We start from the raw sequence: 16536 nt of genomic DNA on the forward strand, positions 1-16536 counted from the left end.
ACAGCAAAAAGTCCCCATGCCTATTAATAGACATAGGGACGAATAATTATCGCGGTTCCACCCTACTTCCGATGTGTTCATCGGCAGCTTCGTTTGTCGTACTCCAAAGTGCCTTTCAAAAGTTCCGTGTTTCTGGCTCCCACTCTCCCAGATTCGCTTAACAGAGGGTTCTTTTTACTTCTCTTTTTCTTCGTACGTATTTAACTTCTCTATCATAATACGGTGTCTGAGGGAAGTTGTCAAATTTTTTTAGAAAAACGTCTGCTTGTTTATGTTTCTTTTTCTTCCTTCTTTCGTGGTGGAATTTTTAACGTATTTTCCCACGTTTTCATTTGATCAATAAATTTTTTGCTTTTTAAGTGCAACCCGACATATTCATCGTATAACATATCAATCGTTTCTCGAATACTTTTCTTAGTTTCTTCTTTTACTTGAATGTTTTGGACTTTTTCATAGGAGACTTGCGAAAATAAGCGAATAAAATGAATCGCTCTAGGATCTGCATGGTAGCGCTGTTCATCTAAATGCCAATGTTTTTCACAAAGCACACCGCTATACTTTGAAGAGTAGTCAAATTTCCCTTGTGTTTCGCCACAAGCCACACAATGATGCCATTCTGGTCGTACACCAAACCGTTCTAACAATTGAATTTCAAAAATATTTGTAATGATTTCCGGATCTTTTTGCTCATTTAAAGCGGATAATGCCATGTGGGTAAATTGAAATAAATTTGGGTCATAGTGCTGATCTTCAATTGCTGCATCGACTAAGTTTAAAATATATGTTCCGTATGCGTTAATAAATATGTCTTGTTGAATGTTTCGAAAAGGTTGAACTTCTTTGCTGCTATTGAGAAAAGATAAGCCTTCTTCTCTAAAATTTCCGATGTAGACGGCTTCTGTAAATGGCAGAATCGCTGGCAAAAGAGGATTATTTTTTCGATGCGCGCCTTTCACAAAAAACATCAATTTTCCATAGGATTCTGTAAAAATTTTGACGAGTTTATCCTTCTCTTTAAAATCCTTCGTAAATAAAATAATGCCTTTGGTCTCCCCTAATGCCATTCAATTCACTTCCATTTCTTATGTAAATTAGTGTAGTGTTTGGAAAGTTCGTTTATACACTCACTTCCCAAACACTACTTTCTTAATATTCTTCTTTGCGATAACCAAAATCTTGTAAATAGATTTTTTTGTCACGCCAGTCTTTTTGGACTTTTACCCACAGCTCCAAATACACTTTGTCATCTAATAAATATTCAATATCTTGACGCGCCTTGGTACCAATTTGTTTCAGCATTTTTCCGCCTTTGCCAATAATAATACCTTTTTGACTGTCCCGTTCCACAATAATGGTTGCTTGGACATGGACTTTATCGTTTTCATCCCGTTTCATTGAGTCCACAACGACAGCGACAGAATGAGGAATCTCATCTCTTGTTAAAAGTAACACCTTTTCACGAATTAATTCGGAAACGATAAAATATTCTGGATGATCCGTAATTTGGTCATCAGGGAAATATTGTGGTCCTTCTGGCATTTGCTCAACGAGAACATCCATTAAATGCTCAAAATTATTTCCTTCCGTGGCAGAAATGGGAATAATTTCTTTAAAGTCCATTTGTTTCGAATAGTCTTCAATAATACTCAATAAATCATCTGGATGGACTTTGTCAATTTTATTAATAATCAAGTAGACTGGACTATTATTATTTTTCAATCGTTCAATAATAAAGCCGTCACCTTTCCCGCGTTTTTGATCAGCACTTACCATAAATAAAGTAGCATCTACTTCACGCATCGCATTGTAGGCACTTTCCACCATGAAATCGCCTAAGCGGTGTTTAGGTTTGTGAATCCCTGGAGTATCGATAAAAACAATTTGTGCTTCAGGAATTGTATAAATTCCTTGAATCTTATTACGAGTTGTTTGTGCTTTGTCACTCATAATTGCAATTTTTTGGCCGACAATTCGATTTAACAATGTTGATTTTCCAACATTTGGTCTGCCGACAATGGCTACGAAACCAGATTTATGTTCAGTTGTCATTGTATTTCTCCTCTTATTTCCACATTTGAATGATTTGTAAAATTTTTGGTACAAATAGAATTAGTCCTACTAGCACTGCGAAACCGGCTGTTAATAAAACAGCTCCTGCGGCCATGTCTTTAACCTTTTTTCCGATTGGATGAAAGTGAAAATCCGTAAACATATCTACGACATTTTCAAAAATTGTGTTGATAATTTCTGCCAACCAGACGAGAAAAACGGCCAATAACAACCACAGCCATTCAGCAAGTGTTAAGGAAAACAAGAAACCAAACACAATGGCGGTGACACCAAACGCCACATGTTTGCGCATATTACGTTCTTCTCGAAAAACTGTTTTGATTCCTTGCCAAGCAAATTCTAATGAATTAATAAAATGTTTATTTTTTCCTGTTTGCTCATCTTTTAAGGCCATACGCATCTAAAATCTCTTTCTGTAAACCAAACATTTCTTTTTCATCTTCAGGTTCCATATGATCGTACCCATTCAAATGTAAAAAGCCATGTACTGCCAAAAAGCCCATTTCTCGCTCCAATGTGTGCCCATATTCAACTGCTTGTTCTGCTGCTCGCTCTGTTGAAATAATTAAATCACCTAGATTACGTGGTAGCTCTGCCAACTCTTCATCATCAAAAATAATTGGCAATTCGTCTTCCCCTTCATCCTCTAAAGCAAAACTGATGACATCTGTAGGCATATCTTTGCCCCGATAGTCACGATTAATCACTTGGATACCTGCGTTATCTGTAAAAGTCACCGACATCTCCGTATCTTCGGCAATTTCTAGAAAACCCGCTGCAAATTGCAGCAAGTTTTCGATTTCTTTGATTTCTTCTGTTGGTACTTTCTCGGTTTCATCAATGAAAGTAATATCCATTAGTCATCTCTCTTTTCTTGTTCATCTTTCATTTCTTCTGCTTCAGCTTTCATTTTTGGATACTTAATCCGTGAATGGAAGGTACTGCATAATCCATTAATTAATGATTTTTCAATGATGCGAATCTCTTTCATCGTTAACCCACATTCATCTAATTGGCCATCTGAAATTCTATCTTGAATCACATTATGCACAAAGGCTTGAATTTTTTCGTTGGTGGGATGATCCATCGCCCGCACAGCAGCCTCACAAGTATCAGCAATACTCACAATCCCTGCTTCTCGTGTTTGTGGACGTGGCCCAGGATAACGGAAGTCTGATTCTTTAATTTCAGGATTGCGTTCTTTTGCTTTCACATAGAAAAATTTCATCAATGTTGTGCCATGATGTTGACGACAAATGTCAATCACCATTTGCGGCATATTGTACTCTTCTAAAATTTTGGCGCCATCAATTACGTGGCCAAAAATAATTTGTTTACTATCTTCTGGTAATAAAAAGTTATGTGGATTTTCTGCACCAGCAGGTAAGTTTTCCACAAAGAAATTGGCGTGTTTAATTTTGCCAATGTCATGGTAATAACAAGCAACTCGTGTTAATAGCGACCGCCCGCCAATCTCAGCAACAGCGTTAGCGCTCAAACTAGCCACCATCATGCTATGATGATAGGTACCTGGCGCTTCTTCTAACAGTTGTTTTAACAACGGATGGTTCGGATTACTTAATTCATTCAAGACAATCATACTATCATCGGTCACTAATAATTCGATATATGGATGCAAGCCCATTGTTGCTAAAAATGAAAGTACCGTTCCTGCACTTGCACAAATTAAAGCTGTCCACGTTTTACCATCTGTTAAACTCATCCCTTGATAAATCATTAAGACAACCGCCATGAAAACAGGAAAGACCACTACCCACATTAAAGCTGGGAAAACTTGCTCACTCATCCGTTTTCGTTTAACAACTGTTGCTAGAAATCCTGAGAATAAGTACATAATCAGAATAACCGTCAACGAGTTTGTGCCAATAGAATTATAAAAGATAAATAACGCAAAAACGACTTGGAAAATGGCAGCGATTATCCCTGAACGACGATTCACAAAATGATTTAGAATTAGCGGTGCAAAGGCTGCTGGATAGAACAAGGGAATATACATCAACTGCTCTGTTTGGAAAATCTGGAAGAATTTCATTAAAATAACACTGATTAGCATAGCACCCGTGTAAAAGATAATAAACGAGCGTTGTCGCGAAGGCTCAGTCACTTGTTTTGTAAAGAAAATCAACACTTCAACTTGAAGTAAAATAGCTAGTGCTAATGCCACCATCGGAAAAATAGACGTATTTTGACTAGTCATTCCTAGTAACTCAAGTTTTTCGACCGCTTTTGCATCAATTTGAGTACCTTCACGAACAATAATTTCGCCTTGATAAATCATTGCGGGTTGAACAGCATTCATCGCTTTTTGGCGTAGCTCTTCTGTTCGTTTTTCATTGGCAATATCGTTTACCACAATCCCTTGGTTAACAATGTAACGAATGACTTGTTGCATGGTACTCGTAATGTCTAAGTATTGAATTTTACCGTTAGCTTCTTGGCGAATTTTATCCAAATCAGATTCTCGAACGTGATTTTGCATCGCATCATCCACCAACATCAAACTTTCTGAACGAACCTTATCTAATTGCTCAGAGGTTAATGTAAAGATTGTTTGATAAAAAACATTAGGAAAACTTTGATAAAACGTAACTTCATCTTGCGGTAAAGATTCAAACAATGACTTTAAGCTAGCTACTCGTTCTTCCACGGTCGGCGCAGGAATCGTTTCTTCCTTTTTGGCCTTTGCTTGCTTATTGCTGTACTCTTTGTCTACTTTTTCATTCGCAGAATCAATCAATTTAAATAATTTATCAATACGATTATGTTGGACAGATGCCGTATCTTCTTGATAAATATATTCGGGTGTGACAGCTTCTGCTGCCAATTTTTTTCTTTGTTCTGTTTCGTAGGTATTCTCGATATTTTTATTTGCACGAATAGTTTTCTCGGCCAGTTGACCTTCTTTAATTTCTACTCTTTTCTGATGGACACTGCCAAACATAATCATAAATAAAAGAAGAGAAAAAACGGCTAATAAAATAGGTAAATAGGCTTTACCTAAACGATCCCCTAACTTTGTAAGTACTTTTTTCAAAAGGTACTTTCACTCCTTCCCTAACTGCTTAGGAATGCTTTTGTTGTTCTTTTTCATAGGCTTGAATAATTTGCGCTACAACCGGATGACGCACAACGTCACTGGCTTCAAAATTTACAAAGGCAATTTTTTCAATGTCTTTTAACGTACGCTCGGCGTTAACTAAACCACTTGTTACACCACGTGGCAAGTCAATCTGACTAGTATCTCCATTAACAATCATTTTTGAACTAAACCCTAAACGAGTTAAAAACATTTTCATTTGGGCAACCGTGGTATTTTGTGCTTCATCTAAAATGACAAAAGCATCATCCAATGTACGACCACGCATATAAGCAAGCGGGGCTATTTCAATAACGCCGCGTTCCATTAAACGATTTGTATGATCCATACCAAAAATTTGATACAAGGCATCGTAAACTGGACGTAAATAAGGATCGACTTTTTCTTTTAAGTCACCTGGTAAAAAGCCCAAGCTTTCGCCAGCTTCCACTGCTGGACGAGTTAAAATAATTTTTTGTACTTCACCTTTTTTTAAAGCTGCTACTGCCATCACCACGGCTAAAAAGGTTTTCCCTGTCCCCGCAGGTCCCACCCCGAAAATGACGTCATGAGTTTTAACTGCATCGATATATTTTTTTTGACCAACATTCTTAATTCGGATGGCCCGACCATGATGGTCCTTCATAATTTCTTCTTCATACATGGCAATAAACGCCTCTAAATTTCCAGCTTTGGCCATTTTTAAAGCAGAAACGACATCTGGCGTATGCACTTTGATGCCTCGTTGAATTAATGTTTGTAGCGCTCTTAACACGGAAGCGACTAACTCTACCTCTGATGATTCGCCAATTAACTGAATAACTTCGCCACGACTATTAATCGTTACGTGGGTATTCTCTTCTAAAAATTTGATATGTTTATCATGTGTTCCTAAAAGCATGTGTGCATCATCAGAATCAGTAAGTATTAATTCCAAAGATTTTGACTGATTATCTGTCAAAAAACGTCCATCTCCTTTATTATATAGTCCTTTACAATGATACCACATTCTTATCTGTTTAAAAAGAAGTCGTACCTGATTTGACTTTGAAAGTCAAAAAAGAGAAAACCGTAAAAAGCTACCGGTTTTCTCTTTGTATAAAAAAACTAGGACAGTATCCTGTCCTAGTTTCGATAACGCTCTTAGTTTTCTTGTAATAATTCTTTCACAATTGCGTTAACTTGGTTGCCATCGGCTTTGCCTTTGACTTTCGGCATCATAGCGCCCATCACTTTACCAAAATCTTTTGGTGAAGTGGCGCCAGTTTGCGTCATTACCTCTTGAACTAGTTGACGAATTTCTTCCTCCGTTAGTTGTTGAGGCATATATTTTTCAACAATTGCTATTTCAACTTTTACTTTTTCAACAAGATCGTCGCGTCCCGCCTTTTCAAACTCTGATAAAGAATCTTTTCTCTGTTTCATCTCACGAGACAATACAGTGAGTTCTTCTTCTCCGTTCAATTCACGGCCCGCTTTAATCTGATCATTTTGAATGGCAGTCTTTAACATACGAAGTACGGCTAAAGTTTCTTTGTCTTTAGCTTTCATCGCTGTTTTAATGTCGTCATTCAATGTGGTTAGCAATGACATACCACCAACTCCAATTCATTCAAAACTAGAATTTTTTACGTTTTCTAGCTGCTTCAGATTTTTTCTTACGCTTTACACTTGGTTTTTCGTAGAATTCACGTTTACGTGATTCTTGTAAAGTACCCGCTTTTGAAACGGAACGTTTGAAGCGACGAAGAGCATCATCAAGAGATTCGTTTTTACGAACGACTGTTTTTGACATGTTATTCCCTCCCTCCGAGCTTAAAAAGTAACCGTTTTTCTTATTTGTGGGAAAAACCCACAAATTAAAATACTGTCCTTGTTATATTATAGCTAAAGCATAAATAACCGTCAACCACTCTACTGATAAAATACGAAATTTTTGTTTGATTTTTCGTCTTATTCGCTATTTTTCGCAACAATCGGCACAACGACCAAGTATTTCAAAGCGATGTCCTTCAATTGAACAACCTTTTAACTGTTCTTCAAAAAAATTCATCGGACACATGTGAATTTCTTCCGTTTTGCCACAAACCGTACAAATAAAGTGATGATGATGTTCCACCTCTTGGCAACAACGGAAGCGAAACTTTTGCTCGCCATTTAATTCTGTTTTTTCCAGCAATTCTAAGCGCTCAAAGTCATGCAAGTTACGATAAACCGTATCATAACTGACTCCTTTAAAGGTTTCATTCATAAATTCATACACTTCACGTGCAGAAACATACCGATTTCGCTTAATCAAATAGCTCATCAGTAATTCTCGTTTTTTAGTATATTTTAATCCACTGGCTTTCATGGTTTCTAAGGCTTGTTCAATATTGGTTTTTACTGGTGCCATCGCCATTTCCTCCCTCACCAACCTAAATCAGAATCATTACGAAATAGATTCTGGACTTATGGTATAATAAAATTATTAAAAATGCAAGAAAGGACTTACCCTCTATGACTATTTCTGAAGAAAAAAAATGTGTGACGATTTTTGTCATCTCAGATTCTGCTGGCGAGACCGCTTCAAAATTGGCGGCTGCTTCAATGGCCCAGTACCCCACTGTTGATTTTACTTTGATTAGACGAACATTCGTTAAAGACGAAGATAAACTGGTGCAAGCGTTAGAAGATGCCAAAAAAGCAGAAGCCATGGTACTGCATACTATTATTAATGATCATCTCGTGGCGATTGCTAATCAATTTTTCAATGAGCATCAATTGTTCCATTTTGACATTTTGACACCACCAGTTGCGGAAATCGAACGATTAACAGGTGTCGCACCCATGCGGGAACCAGGTGCCTTACATCATCTGAATGAAAACTATTTTAAACGAATTGAAGCAATGGAATTTGCTGTCAAATATGACGATGGCAAGGACCCACGAGGCTTTTTAGAAGCGGATGTGTTACTTCTTGGCGTTTCCCGAACTTCTAAAACACCGCTAAGTCTCTTTTTAGCCAACAAGAACTTAAAAGTTGCTAATTTGCCACTAATTCCTGAAGCACATTTACCGAAACAATTATTCGAAATGGACCCTAAAAAAATTGTTGGCTTAACCAATGATCCCAATGTTTTAAACGGGATTCGTAAAGAACGAATGCGCGCATATGGATTACCTGAAAATACTTCTTATTCAGATATTGAAAAAATTCGGCGAGAACTGGCTTTTGCAAATGATCTTTATCAAAAATTAGGTTGTATCGTTATTGATGTCGCTTCTCTTTCAATTGAAGAAACTGCCTCAATGATTCTTAATGCTTTGAACTTAGAAGATCATAGCTATTATTCCACGGAAACATCCGAGGATTAAAAAAAACGAGAAAAAATCACTAGTGATTTTTTCTCGTTTTTTTAAAAGACTTGAACGCCTTCTTGATCAATATTGAAAATTTGGATGCTCGCTTTGGTAGATAATTTTTCCAAACTTTGAACAATTTCGTTGGTTCGTTCTTCTGGCGACAAGATTAGCACAGTTGGACCAGCACCGCTTAAGAAAGAGCCATAAGCACCTCTTTGCTGAGTTAAACGACGAATTTCTTTTAAGTGAGGAACCAATGAACGACGATACGTTTCATGCCATTTATCTTGTTCCATCATTTTGCCTGCTAAAGGTAAATCCCCGTTTAAAATTGCGGCAATCATAACATTGGCAATTGAGCTGGCCGCGACTGCTTCTTTATAAGTCAATTTTTCGGGCAAAACAGCGCGACTTTTTTCGGTAAATAACGGTTCCTCTGGAATAAATGCAATGACATCACACATTGGAAAATGATGTTTGACATGGTAGACTTGGTTTTCTACATGGCTAGCCACCACGAAATCTCCTAAAATAGCAGGGGCAACATTATCCGGATGTCCTTCCATCTCTGTGGCCAAACGAACTTTTTCTTTAGGGGACAAATTTAAATGTGCTAGTCGGTTAGCTAATTCAATGCCTGCTACAATCACACTTGAGCTACTGCCTAGTCCTCTTGCAAGGGGAATGTCAGAAACCATCCGAATAACTTTTGGTGTTAATTCTGGTGCAATTTTCAATGCCGTTTGAATTAATAAATTCTCTTCATTAGTAGGAATCTCTTCTCCCAAAGTATGTTGAATTTCCCAAAATTCACTTTCACCTAAAACGTTGATTGTTAAATAAGCGGATAATGCAATGCCACATGAATCAAAGCCAGGTCCTAAGTTGGCACTAGTGGCAGGTACTCTTATTTTCATAGTGTTGCGACTCCTTTTCGTAAGTGCAGACGCATTTCTTCCACGTCACTCATTTTTGAAATAGCTACTTCTGTCTCCATTGCTGTATCAGGATCTTTCAATCCGTTACCAGTAAAGACTGCCACGACGGTTTCACCTGCTTTGATTTTACCGCTTTTAACATGTTGAATAACTCCAGCTAATGAAGCAGCCGAACCAGGTTCAATGAAAACCCCATCTTGAGCAGCAATTTTTCGGTAAGCCGTTAAAATTTCTTGATCTGTCACGGCATCAATGAAACCACCGGATTCATCCCGTGCCTGTTCTGCTAATTGCCAACTAGCAGGATTTCCAATCCGGATCGCTGTTGCCACGGTTTCAGGTTGCTCAATCACTTGGCCTTTCACGATCGCTGCGGCACCTTCTGCTTCAAAACCATGCATTCTTGGTAAAGTTGTTCCTTGTTTTTCATGCCATTCTTTAAAACCTTTCCAGTAAGCGGAAATATTGCCGGCATTTCCAACTGGAATCGCTAAGACATCGGGCGCTTGACCTAATTGTTCACAAACTTCAAAAGCTGCTGTCTTTTGCCCTTCTAAGCGATAAGGATTCACTGAATTAACTAGCGCAACTGCCTCAGTTTTCGCAATCTCTCGCACCGCTTTTAATGCTTCATCAAAGTTACCTGGAATCGAAATAATGTCCGCCCCATACATAATAGCTTGCGCCAATTTTCCCAGTGCGATTTTTCCTTCTGGAATCACTACATACGCTTTAATGCCTGCTCTTGTGGCATACGCAGCAGCTGCGGCACTAGTATTTCCTGTAGAAGCACAAACAATCGCTTTGGCACCTTCTTCTACCGCTTTTGCTACAGCCATCACCATCCCGCGATCTTTGAATGAGCCAGTGGGATTTAAGCCTTCGTATTTTCCATATAATTGAATACCTAATTCTTTGGATAAATTAGGTAAAGGAATCAGTGGCGTATTTCCTTCGGCTAAAGAAATCATTGGTGTTTTTTCTGTTACGGGCAAATACGCTTGATACTGTTTTAACAAACCTTCATACATGTTTACTCATCTCCTATAACCTTCATTACATTCAATAACTGAAAGGCTTCCGTATTTTGAATAGCTGTCACAACTTGTTGCATTTGTGCTTTTGATATCTGGTGTGTAATGGCAACAATTCTTGCTCGCTGTCCATCTGATTTCTGTTGAACTAATTGATCAAAGCTGACTTCTGCTTTAGTCATTAATTGCGTCAACTGCGAAAATTGTCCTGGTGTATCTGGAACATCTAACGAAAAATAGTACTGTCCAAATACATTTTCGGAACTCGTCAATTGGGTTTTATGTTGATACGAATTGAACATATGGCCAGTCGTTGCCAAGCGAATGTTTTTAGCAATCGTAATTAAATCACTGACCACACTGGTTGCTGTCGGTTTAGCGCCAGCTCCTGGACCGTAATACATTGATTCCCCCACGCCTGCACTTTTAATAAATACTGCATTGTACTCATTCCGAACAGATGCAATAGGGTGCTTTTGATTGACTAGCATAGGCGCCACTTCCACCGAGATACTATTCTCATTTTGTTCAGCAGAGCCAATCAATTTGATTTCATACCCCAGTTGTTTAGCCATGGCGACATCATCTAAAGACAATCCGCGAATTCCACGAATATCAACTTGTGGTAATGAAACATTCATCCCAAAAGCAAATTGACTTAAAATAACCATTTTATAGGCTGCATCGATTCCATCGACATCATTTGTCGGATCCGCTTCAGCAAATCCCAACGCTTGCGCTTCTGCTAAAGCTTCTTCATAACTTTTATCAGCAGAAACCATTTGCGTAAGCATATAATTCGTCGTACCGTTCACAATTCCTAAAACTTGTTGAATATTGTCTGCCGCTAAGCTATTAGCAATTGTTCTTAAAATAGGAATCCCGCCAGCAACACTTGCTTCGTAATATAAATCACAATGATGTTTTTGGGCTAACGCTACTAATTCACTCCCATGTTGCGCCAGTAAATCTTTATTGGCAGTCACAATATGTTTGCCCTTTTCTAAAGCTTTCATGATATAGGTTTTGGCTGGTTCAATGGTTCCCATTAATTCCACAACGATTTGAATCTCTTTATCTTCTAAAATATCATCAATTGAAGTTGTTAAAGAAAGACCGTATTCTTCCGCTTGCGCTTGTTTCGTTTCAAGATTTCGGACAAATGCTTTTTCAATGACTACATTCATTCCTGTCACTTGTGAAATTTTCTCTTGATGTTCTTTCAAGAGAGTTAAAACGCCAGTGCCTACAGTCCCTAATCCTAGTAACCCGATCTTTAAGGTATCCTTCATTTTTACCTCCATCAACAGCGCTATTCTAGTTACGCTATTTTTTCCTACTTTTTATCGATGTTCAATATGCTCAAAGGTCTGATTTAAAATATCTATTACATGATGATCATCCAATGTATAAAAAATCGTTTTTCCTTCGCGACGTGCCTTGACAACCCGGCTATCTCTTAATAATTTTAGTTGATGAGAAACGGCGGACTGTTCCATTCCCAATTGTTCACTAATCGCCGTTACGTTATGCTCGCCTTCTTTTAAAAGTAGCAAAATTCTTAAACGTGTTGGATCACTTAATACTTTATATAATTGACTTACTTGTTTGATTTCTTCCATTTGTTTCATTATAGTCGCCTCACTTTGCACTCATTATAACACAGAGTTTTTTAAAATAAGAACTGCGATTGTTCTTTCCTACGAAAAATATGGCACAAAGAAAGTTGGAAAAATGACAAACTTGTCGATTTTCCAACTTTCTTCATCTATTCGTGGTTGGCTTGCTGAACTGCATCCATCACGGCATAACGGAAGCCATTTTTTTCTAGAGCTACGACACCGCGAATCGTACTTCCTCCTGGAGAAGTCACTTCATCTTTCAATGCTCCTGGGTGTTTTTTCGTGTCTAAGGCTAAGGTCGCCGTTCCTTTTATCATTTGAGCGACAATTTCATAAGATAAGTCTCTTGGTAACCCTTCTAAGACTGCTGCATCTCCCAATGCTTCCATAAAGATATCAACAAAAGCTGGACTGCAACCAGCCACAGTACCAAAAGTTTCCAGTTGCGCTTCACGAATTTCTTTGACTAACCCTAAAGTAGCAAGAAGTTCCATTGCCAGGTCCTTCGTTTGGCCTTCAATTATTGGTGCCAAGGCTACGCCAATCACGCCTTGATTCACGCTAACTGGTGTATTAGGAATGGCATGAACAACTTTGGCTTCTTTATTGCCAAGAGCCATTTGTGCTTCTTGTATGGTATGACCTGTTGCAACAGAAATCAATAGACTTTCGTTGGAAAAATGAGGGGCTAATTCCTGAAGAACAGGTAACACGACCTTTGCTCCTGTCGCGATAAAAATAACCTTACATTCTTGGAAAAGTGCATAATCTGTGACAAGTTGAAAGCCCCACTCTTTTTGAAGTGCTTCTGCGGTTCCACTTGATCCGCCTTTCACATATAAATGTTCCTTCTTGACTGCCTCAGCTTTCAGTAACCCTTTAATCATGGCACCGCCCATACTGCCAGCACCGATAAAGCCAATTTTCATAGCATTCCCTCCTTAGTTAAATAAAGTGTTTGTGTCAAAAGTCAATTAGCTTTTGACACAAACACTAACAGTCGTACTTTTTTCCGTACAGCTTGTTTCGTTTATTTTATTTTGTTAATTCATTAACGACTGCTTCAAACGCAGCAATTTTTTCAGAAGCTTCTGAACTACTTGTTGCTTTTGTTGCTAGATAGAATTTAATTTTTGGTTCTGTTCCTGATGGTCGGATAGCAATCCAACTGCCATCTTCTAAATGATATTTCAACACATCAGAAGGAGGCGTTTGTAATTGTTCTGTTTGACCATCTGCAAAAGTGCGTGTTAATTCTTTAAAATCTTCCGTTTGAGCAACTTGAATCCCGGCAAACTCAGTTGGCGCTTGTTCACGACATTTTGCCATTAAAGCTTTGATTTTACCGCTGCCTTCAATTCCGCTCATTGTTACGGAAATAGTTTTTTCTTCAAAGTAACCAAATTCTTCAAAGATATCTTGTAAGCCATCGTATAATGTTTTTCCTTGTTTTTTATAGAAAGCCGCTACTTCTGCTAATAAAACTAACGCTTGAATTGCATCTTTATCACGAACAAAAGGTTTCACTAAGTAACCATAACTTTCTTCAAAACCAAACATAAACGTTTGACTGTGGTCTTCTTCGTATTGTTGAATTTTTTCAGCAATAAATTTGAAACCTGTTAAAACATTAAACATCTTCGTATTATATTTCTCAGCAATCGCTGTAGCAAGTTCACTAGAAACGATTGATTTTAGAACCGCAGCATTTTGAGGTAACGTGCCTGCTTGTTGATGGGCTTCTAAAATATAATGAATCATAATTGAACCTAATTGATTTCCTGTTAATACTTGGTAGTCTCCGTTTGGCATCCGCACAGCGGCACCTAAACGATCAGCATCTGGATCTGTTGCAATCAATAAATCAGCGCCTTCTTTTTCCCCTAAACGAATCGCGTATTCGAAAGCTGAATGTTCTTCAGGGTTTGGTGACTTAACTGTAGTAAAGTCAGGATCAGCAACAGCTTGCTCAGGTACTAAAACAAATTTTTCAAAGCCGGCTTGTTTTAATGCCTTTTCTCCTAACATTTTCCCAGTTCCATGCAAGGGAGTGTAAACTAATTTTAATTCTTTACCCATTTCGTTAATTAATTCTTGATTAATCGTAACTGTTTTAATTTCTTTCAAATACGCGTTATCGACTTCTTCACCAACAATGTTAATTAAACCACTGTGGGCAACTTCTTCATCTGATAAGACATCAATTTTCAAAGGATTTTCGATACTACGAACATATTTAGTTAATGCATCTGCATCAGCTGGCGGCATTTGACCACCGTCTTCACCATAGACTTTGTAGCCATTATAGGCAGCTGGATTGTGAGAAGCCGTAATCATGATTCCCGCAAAAGCTTTAAAGTAGCGGACCGCAAAAGATAATTCTGGTGTTGGTCGTAAGCTTTCAAACACAAAAGAAGGAATATCATGTTTAGCTAACGTTTTAGCTGCTTCCATTGCAAATTCTGGAGACATATGACGTGAATCATAGGCAATGGCTACACCGCGACGTTTCGTTTCAGGATCTTGCGTATCCATAAAACGTGCAAGCCCTTCTGTCGCTTGACGAACCGTAAAGATATTCATTCGATTAATACCGGCGCCTAAAATCCCGCGCATCCCGGCAGTCCCAAATTCTAATGGTGCGTAAAATGCATCTTCACATTTTTCAGGGTCTGTATTTAAGTCCTTTAATTCATTTTTTAAATTTTCTGGAATATTTTCTTCATTTAACCATTGTTGGTAAACTTGTTCCCAAGACATGGAAAACACCTCATTTGTTTTTTTGTTTTTACTTTTTAAGTATAGCATTGGATATTCGTTTAGAAAAGGGAAGTTATAGCGTTTTCTCTCAGCAAATGATTTTTATAAGAAAAATCTTACTTACTGTTCTATTTTTGTTTGTCTATTTTCAGAAAGCTGTCGTGTAATCCGTACCATTCGCTCACAAAAAAGAGGCATTTCTTCTGGTGAAATTCGGGAACAGTTCAAACGAATACTTCCACGTTTTTCACTAAAAGCGACACTTGGTGCTACCAAAACACCTTCTCGTAAAAACACCTGCCACTCTTCTGGCTTAAGTGCCCCTTGACGCCAATGTGCCCATAAATAAAAGCCGCCTTTTACTGGCGAAACTTCCCATTCTGGCAACGATTTAAATACTTGATATACAGCTGTTGCTCGTTGTTCCACTTGTTTATTTAATAACGTAATTTTTTCAGAAAAAGAAGGATCTTCAATCGCCATTTTAGCGAGCATCTGCGGAAAAATACTCAACGAAACATCCATCATTTTTCTGGCTTCTGCAATTTGTTTCGTCACAGAGGCGGGCGCACTTAACCAACCAATTTTCGTGGTCGAACCTAAAATTTTTGACAACGAACCGATATACAAGACATTATCTGGATCTAATTTTTTTAAAGGAGGAATTTCTGTTTTCGGGATAAAACTTAGCTGCCCAAAAACATCATCTTCTAAAATAGGAACTTGATACGTTTGACAGACTTTCACGAGCTGTTCTCTTTTTCTTAAAGGCATCACTGTCCCAGTCGGATTTTGAAAGGAAGGATTAACCATAACCATTTTGATGCGATGTTGTCGGATTGTTTGTTCTAGCGCTTCAAGATCAATCCCTTCATCTGTCATGGGCACACCAAATAAGCGCACACCAGCAGCTTGGAAAATTGGTAAGGCATAGAAGAAAGATGGATCTTCTACAGCAACACTATCTCCTTGTCTCAATAAAACTTGCAAAACTAAAAAAAGTGCTTGTTGCGCACCTGAAGTAAGCAATAAACTTTCACTTGGTAAATGAAGCTGATATTCCGTTGCTGTAATGGCTTGGATTTCTTTTCTTAACGGCAAATAACCTAATTCATCTTGTGCTTCCTCTTTTAAAAATTGTTTCCAATTTAATGCTGGAAAATCGAAACTGGGAATTAAGTCTAACGGCAACTCGCCTGTATACATATCTAAGTCAGTCGGCAAATTTTGTTTAGCTCGTAACTCAATCTCTGCCACCAAGGGATGAACTTGTTTGAACACATTTTGTTCTAAATAACGATGCCAATCCGTTCGTGGCGTCATCATTACCCCCCATTTTCCTTCGTTGACAATCGTTCCACTCCCTCTTTTTCGCACAATCCAGCCTAAGTCCACCAGTTCGTCTAATGCATGAACAACGGTTGAACGATTGACAGACAAGTACTCTGCCAGTTTACGTTCCGAAGGGATTTTTTCACCTGGTAATAATTCGCCTGTTTGAATCTTTTGAACAATCATTTCCATAATACTGCGATAAATGGGAACATTTTGTTCTTTTTTAAGTTGCCACATAGCCATCACCTCAACAATTGGATGAGTTAAAAGTAATCCAGTTTAATGCTTTTGTCAATCGAAAATACAAGAAAAGTGAGACAGCCGTTTTGACGAAT

Annotated in this window: 17 protein-coding genes; 1 reads left to right on the plus strand and 16 read right to left on the minus strand. The window is 38.1% G+C overall.

Translation table 11 applies throughout. From position 1 onward, the window contains the following. Positions 1-269: 269 nt before the first annotated feature. The 9 genes from recO to IGL90_RS09460 form a co-directional block, all read right to left on the minus strand. On the minus strand, positions 270-1064 hold the full coding sequence (gene recO, locus IGL90_RS09420; RefSeq protein ID WP_002374343.1) for a DNA repair protein RecO: 795 nt from the start codon (positions 1062-1064) through the stop codon (positions 270-272). An 82-nt stretch (positions 1065-1146) separates the two neighbouring features. Next, complete coding sequence (gene era, locus IGL90_RS09425) at positions 1147-2049, minus strand: GTPase Era (RefSeq protein WP_002389112.1); 903 nt, start codon at positions 2047-2049, stop codon at positions 1147-1149. A 13-nt stretch (positions 2050-2062) separates the two neighbouring features. Beyond that, positions 2063-2464, minus strand: a complete 402-nt coding sequence (locus tag IGL90_RS09430; RefSeq protein ID WP_002382764.1) for a diacylglycerol kinase family protein — start codon at positions 2462-2464, stop codon at positions 2063-2065. Further along, positions 2448-2927, minus strand: a complete 480-nt coding sequence (gene ybeY / locus IGL90_RS09435; protein WP_002356745.1) for an rRNA maturation RNase YbeY — start codon at positions 2925-2927, stop codon at positions 2448-2450. Before ybeY ends, IGL90_RS09430 begins: the two co-directional genes overlap by 17 nt. Next, the gene (locus tag IGL90_RS09440) at positions 2927-5125 is read right to left on the minus strand and encodes an HD family phosphohydrolase (RefSeq protein WP_002356744.1); all 2199 of its coding nucleotides are present in this window, start codon (positions 5123-5125) and stop codon (positions 2927-2929) included. Before IGL90_RS09440 ends, ybeY begins: the two co-directional genes overlap by 1 nt. Positions 5126-5153: 28 nt before the next feature. After that, positions 5154-6068: a PhoH family protein gene (locus tag IGL90_RS09445; RefSeq protein ID WP_369810298.1), complete on the minus strand. Its 915-nt coding sequence runs from the start codon at positions 6066-6068 to the stop codon at positions 5154-5156. A gap of 242 nt (positions 6069-6310) precedes the next feature. Beyond that, entirely contained in the window at positions 6311-6760 is a 450-nt protein-coding gene (locus tag IGL90_RS09450) for a GatB/YqeY domain-containing protein (RefSeq protein WP_002356741.1), read from the minus strand. 25 nt (positions 6761-6785) lie between these two features. Then, positions 6786-6962, minus strand: a complete 177-nt coding sequence (rpsU, locus tag IGL90_RS09455; RefSeq protein WP_002356740.1) for a 30S ribosomal protein S21 — start codon at positions 6960-6962, stop codon at positions 6786-6788. Positions 6963-7127: 165 nt separating this feature from the next. Further along, complete coding sequence (locus IGL90_RS09460; protein WP_002387080.1) at positions 7128-7568, minus strand: Fur family transcriptional regulator; 441 nt, start codon at positions 7566-7568, stop codon at positions 7128-7130. Between the two features lie 98 nt (positions 7569-7666). Between IGL90_RS09460 and IGL90_RS09465 the strand changes: the two genes are divergently transcribed. Further along, positions 7667-8524 carry a pyruvate, water dikinase regulatory protein gene (locus tag IGL90_RS09465; protein ID WP_002382760.1) on the plus strand — a complete coding sequence of 286 codons (858 nt, stop codon included), beginning with the start codon at positions 7667-7669 and terminating at the stop codon, positions 8522-8524. Between the two features lie 41 nt (positions 8525-8565). On the opposite strand, the gene thrB is transcribed toward IGL90_RS09465, so the two are convergent. The 7 genes from thrB to IGL90_RS09500 all read right to left on the minus strand — a co-directional run bounded on the left by thrB (position 8566) and on the right by IGL90_RS09500 (position 16438). Continuing rightward, the gene (gene thrB / locus IGL90_RS09470) at positions 8566-9429 is read right to left on the minus strand and encodes a homoserine kinase (protein WP_002364438.1); all 864 of its coding nucleotides are present in this window, start codon (positions 9427-9429) and stop codon (positions 8566-8568) included. Beyond that, positions 9426-10481 (minus strand): threonine synthase, encoded by a 1056-nt coding sequence (thrC, locus tag IGL90_RS09475; RefSeq protein WP_002356733.1) that lies wholly within the window; start codon positions 10479-10481, stop codon positions 9426-9428. Before thrC ends, thrB begins: the two co-directional genes overlap by 4 nt. Positions 10482-10483: 2 nt before the next feature. Next, positions 10484-11776 carry a homoserine dehydrogenase gene (locus IGL90_RS09480; protein WP_048737990.1) on the minus strand — a complete coding sequence of 431 codons (1293 nt, stop codon included), beginning with the start codon at positions 11774-11776 and terminating at the stop codon, positions 10484-10486. A gap of 51 nt (positions 11777-11827) precedes the next feature. After that, complete coding sequence (locus tag IGL90_RS09485; RefSeq protein WP_002356730.1) at positions 11828-12136, minus strand: ArsR/SmtB family transcription factor; 309 nt, start codon at positions 12134-12136, stop codon at positions 11828-11830. Positions 12137-12252: 116 nt separating this feature from the next. Next, positions 12253-13035: a pyrroline-5-carboxylate reductase gene (gene proC / locus IGL90_RS09490; protein ID WP_048737988.1), complete on the minus strand. Its 783-nt coding sequence runs from the start codon at positions 13033-13035 to the stop codon at positions 12253-12255. Between the two features lie 106 nt (positions 13036-13141). Further along, the gene (locus tag IGL90_RS09495; protein ID WP_002356727.1) at positions 13142-14866 is read right to left on the minus strand and encodes a phospho-sugar mutase; all 1725 of its coding nucleotides are present in this window, start codon (positions 14864-14866) and stop codon (positions 13142-13144) included. A gap of 120 nt (positions 14867-14986) precedes the next feature. After that, complete coding sequence (locus IGL90_RS09500) at positions 14987-16438, minus strand: PLP-dependent aminotransferase family protein (protein ID WP_048737986.1); 1452 nt, start codon at positions 16436-16438, stop codon at positions 14987-14989. Between the last annotated feature and the right edge of the window lie 98 nt (positions 16439-16536).

The sequence above is a fragment of the Enterococcus sp. DIV1307a genome, from assembly GCF_050537425.1.
Lineage (GTDB): Bacteria > Bacillota > Bacilli > Lactobacillales > Enterococcaceae > Enterococcus > Enterococcus faecalis.

Excerpts from the sequence above, each read along its gene's own strand:
- IGL90_RS09450 (WP_002356741.1), bottom strand. The coding sequence starts at position 6,760 with ATGTCATTGCTAACCACATTGAATGACGACATTAAAACAGCGATGAAA.
- era (WP_002389112.1), bottom strand. The coding sequence starts at position 2,049 with ATGACAACTGAACATAAATCTGGTTTCGTAGCCATTGTCGGCAGACCA.
- ybeY (WP_002356745.1), bottom strand. The coding sequence starts at position 2,927 with ATGGATATTACTTTCATTGATGAAACCGAGAAAGTACCAACAGAAGAA.
- rpsU (WP_002356740.1), bottom strand. The coding sequence starts at position 6,962 with ATGTCAAAAACAGTCGTTCGTAAAAACGAATCTCTTGATGATGCTCTT.
- proC (WP_048737988.1), bottom strand. The coding sequence starts at position 13,035 with ATGAAAATTGGCTTTATCGGTGCTGGCAGTATGGGCGGTGCCATGATT.
- recO (WP_002374343.1), bottom strand. The coding sequence starts at position 1,064 with ATGGCATTAGGGGAGACCAAAGGCATTATTTTATTTACGAAGGATTTT.
- IGL90_RS09480 (WP_048737990.1), bottom strand. The coding sequence starts at position 11,776 with ATGAAGGATACCTTAAAGATCGGGTTACTAGGATTAGGGACTGTAGGC.
- IGL90_RS09460 (WP_002387080.1), bottom strand. The coding sequence starts at position 7,568 with ATGGCGATGGCACCAGTAAAAACCAATATTGAACAAGCCTTAGAAACC.
- IGL90_RS09465 (WP_002382760.1), top strand. The coding sequence starts at position 7,667 with ATGACTATTTCTGAAGAAAAAAAATGTGTGACGATTTTTGTCATCTCA.
- thrC (WP_002356733.1), bottom strand. The coding sequence starts at position 10,481 with ATGTATGAAGGTTTGTTAAAACAGTATCAAGCGTATTTGCCCGTAACA.
- IGL90_RS09445 (WP_369810298.1), bottom strand. The coding sequence starts at position 6,068 with ATGCTTTTAGGAACACATGATAAACATATCAAATTTTTAGAAGAGAAT.
- IGL90_RS09430 (WP_002382764.1), bottom strand. The coding sequence starts at position 2,464 with ATGGCCTTAAAAGATGAGCAAACAGGAAAAAATAAACATTTTATTAAT.
- IGL90_RS09500 (WP_048737986.1), bottom strand. The coding sequence starts at position 16,438 with ATGTGGCAACTTAAAAAAGAACAAAATGTTCCCATTTATCGCAGTATT.
- IGL90_RS09495 (WP_002356727.1), bottom strand. The coding sequence starts at position 14,866 with ATGTCTTGGGAACAAGTTTACCAACAATGGTTAAATGAAGAAAATATT.
- thrB (WP_002364438.1), bottom strand. The coding sequence starts at position 9,429 with ATGAAAATAAGAGTACCTGCCACTAGTGCCAACTTAGGACCTGGCTTT.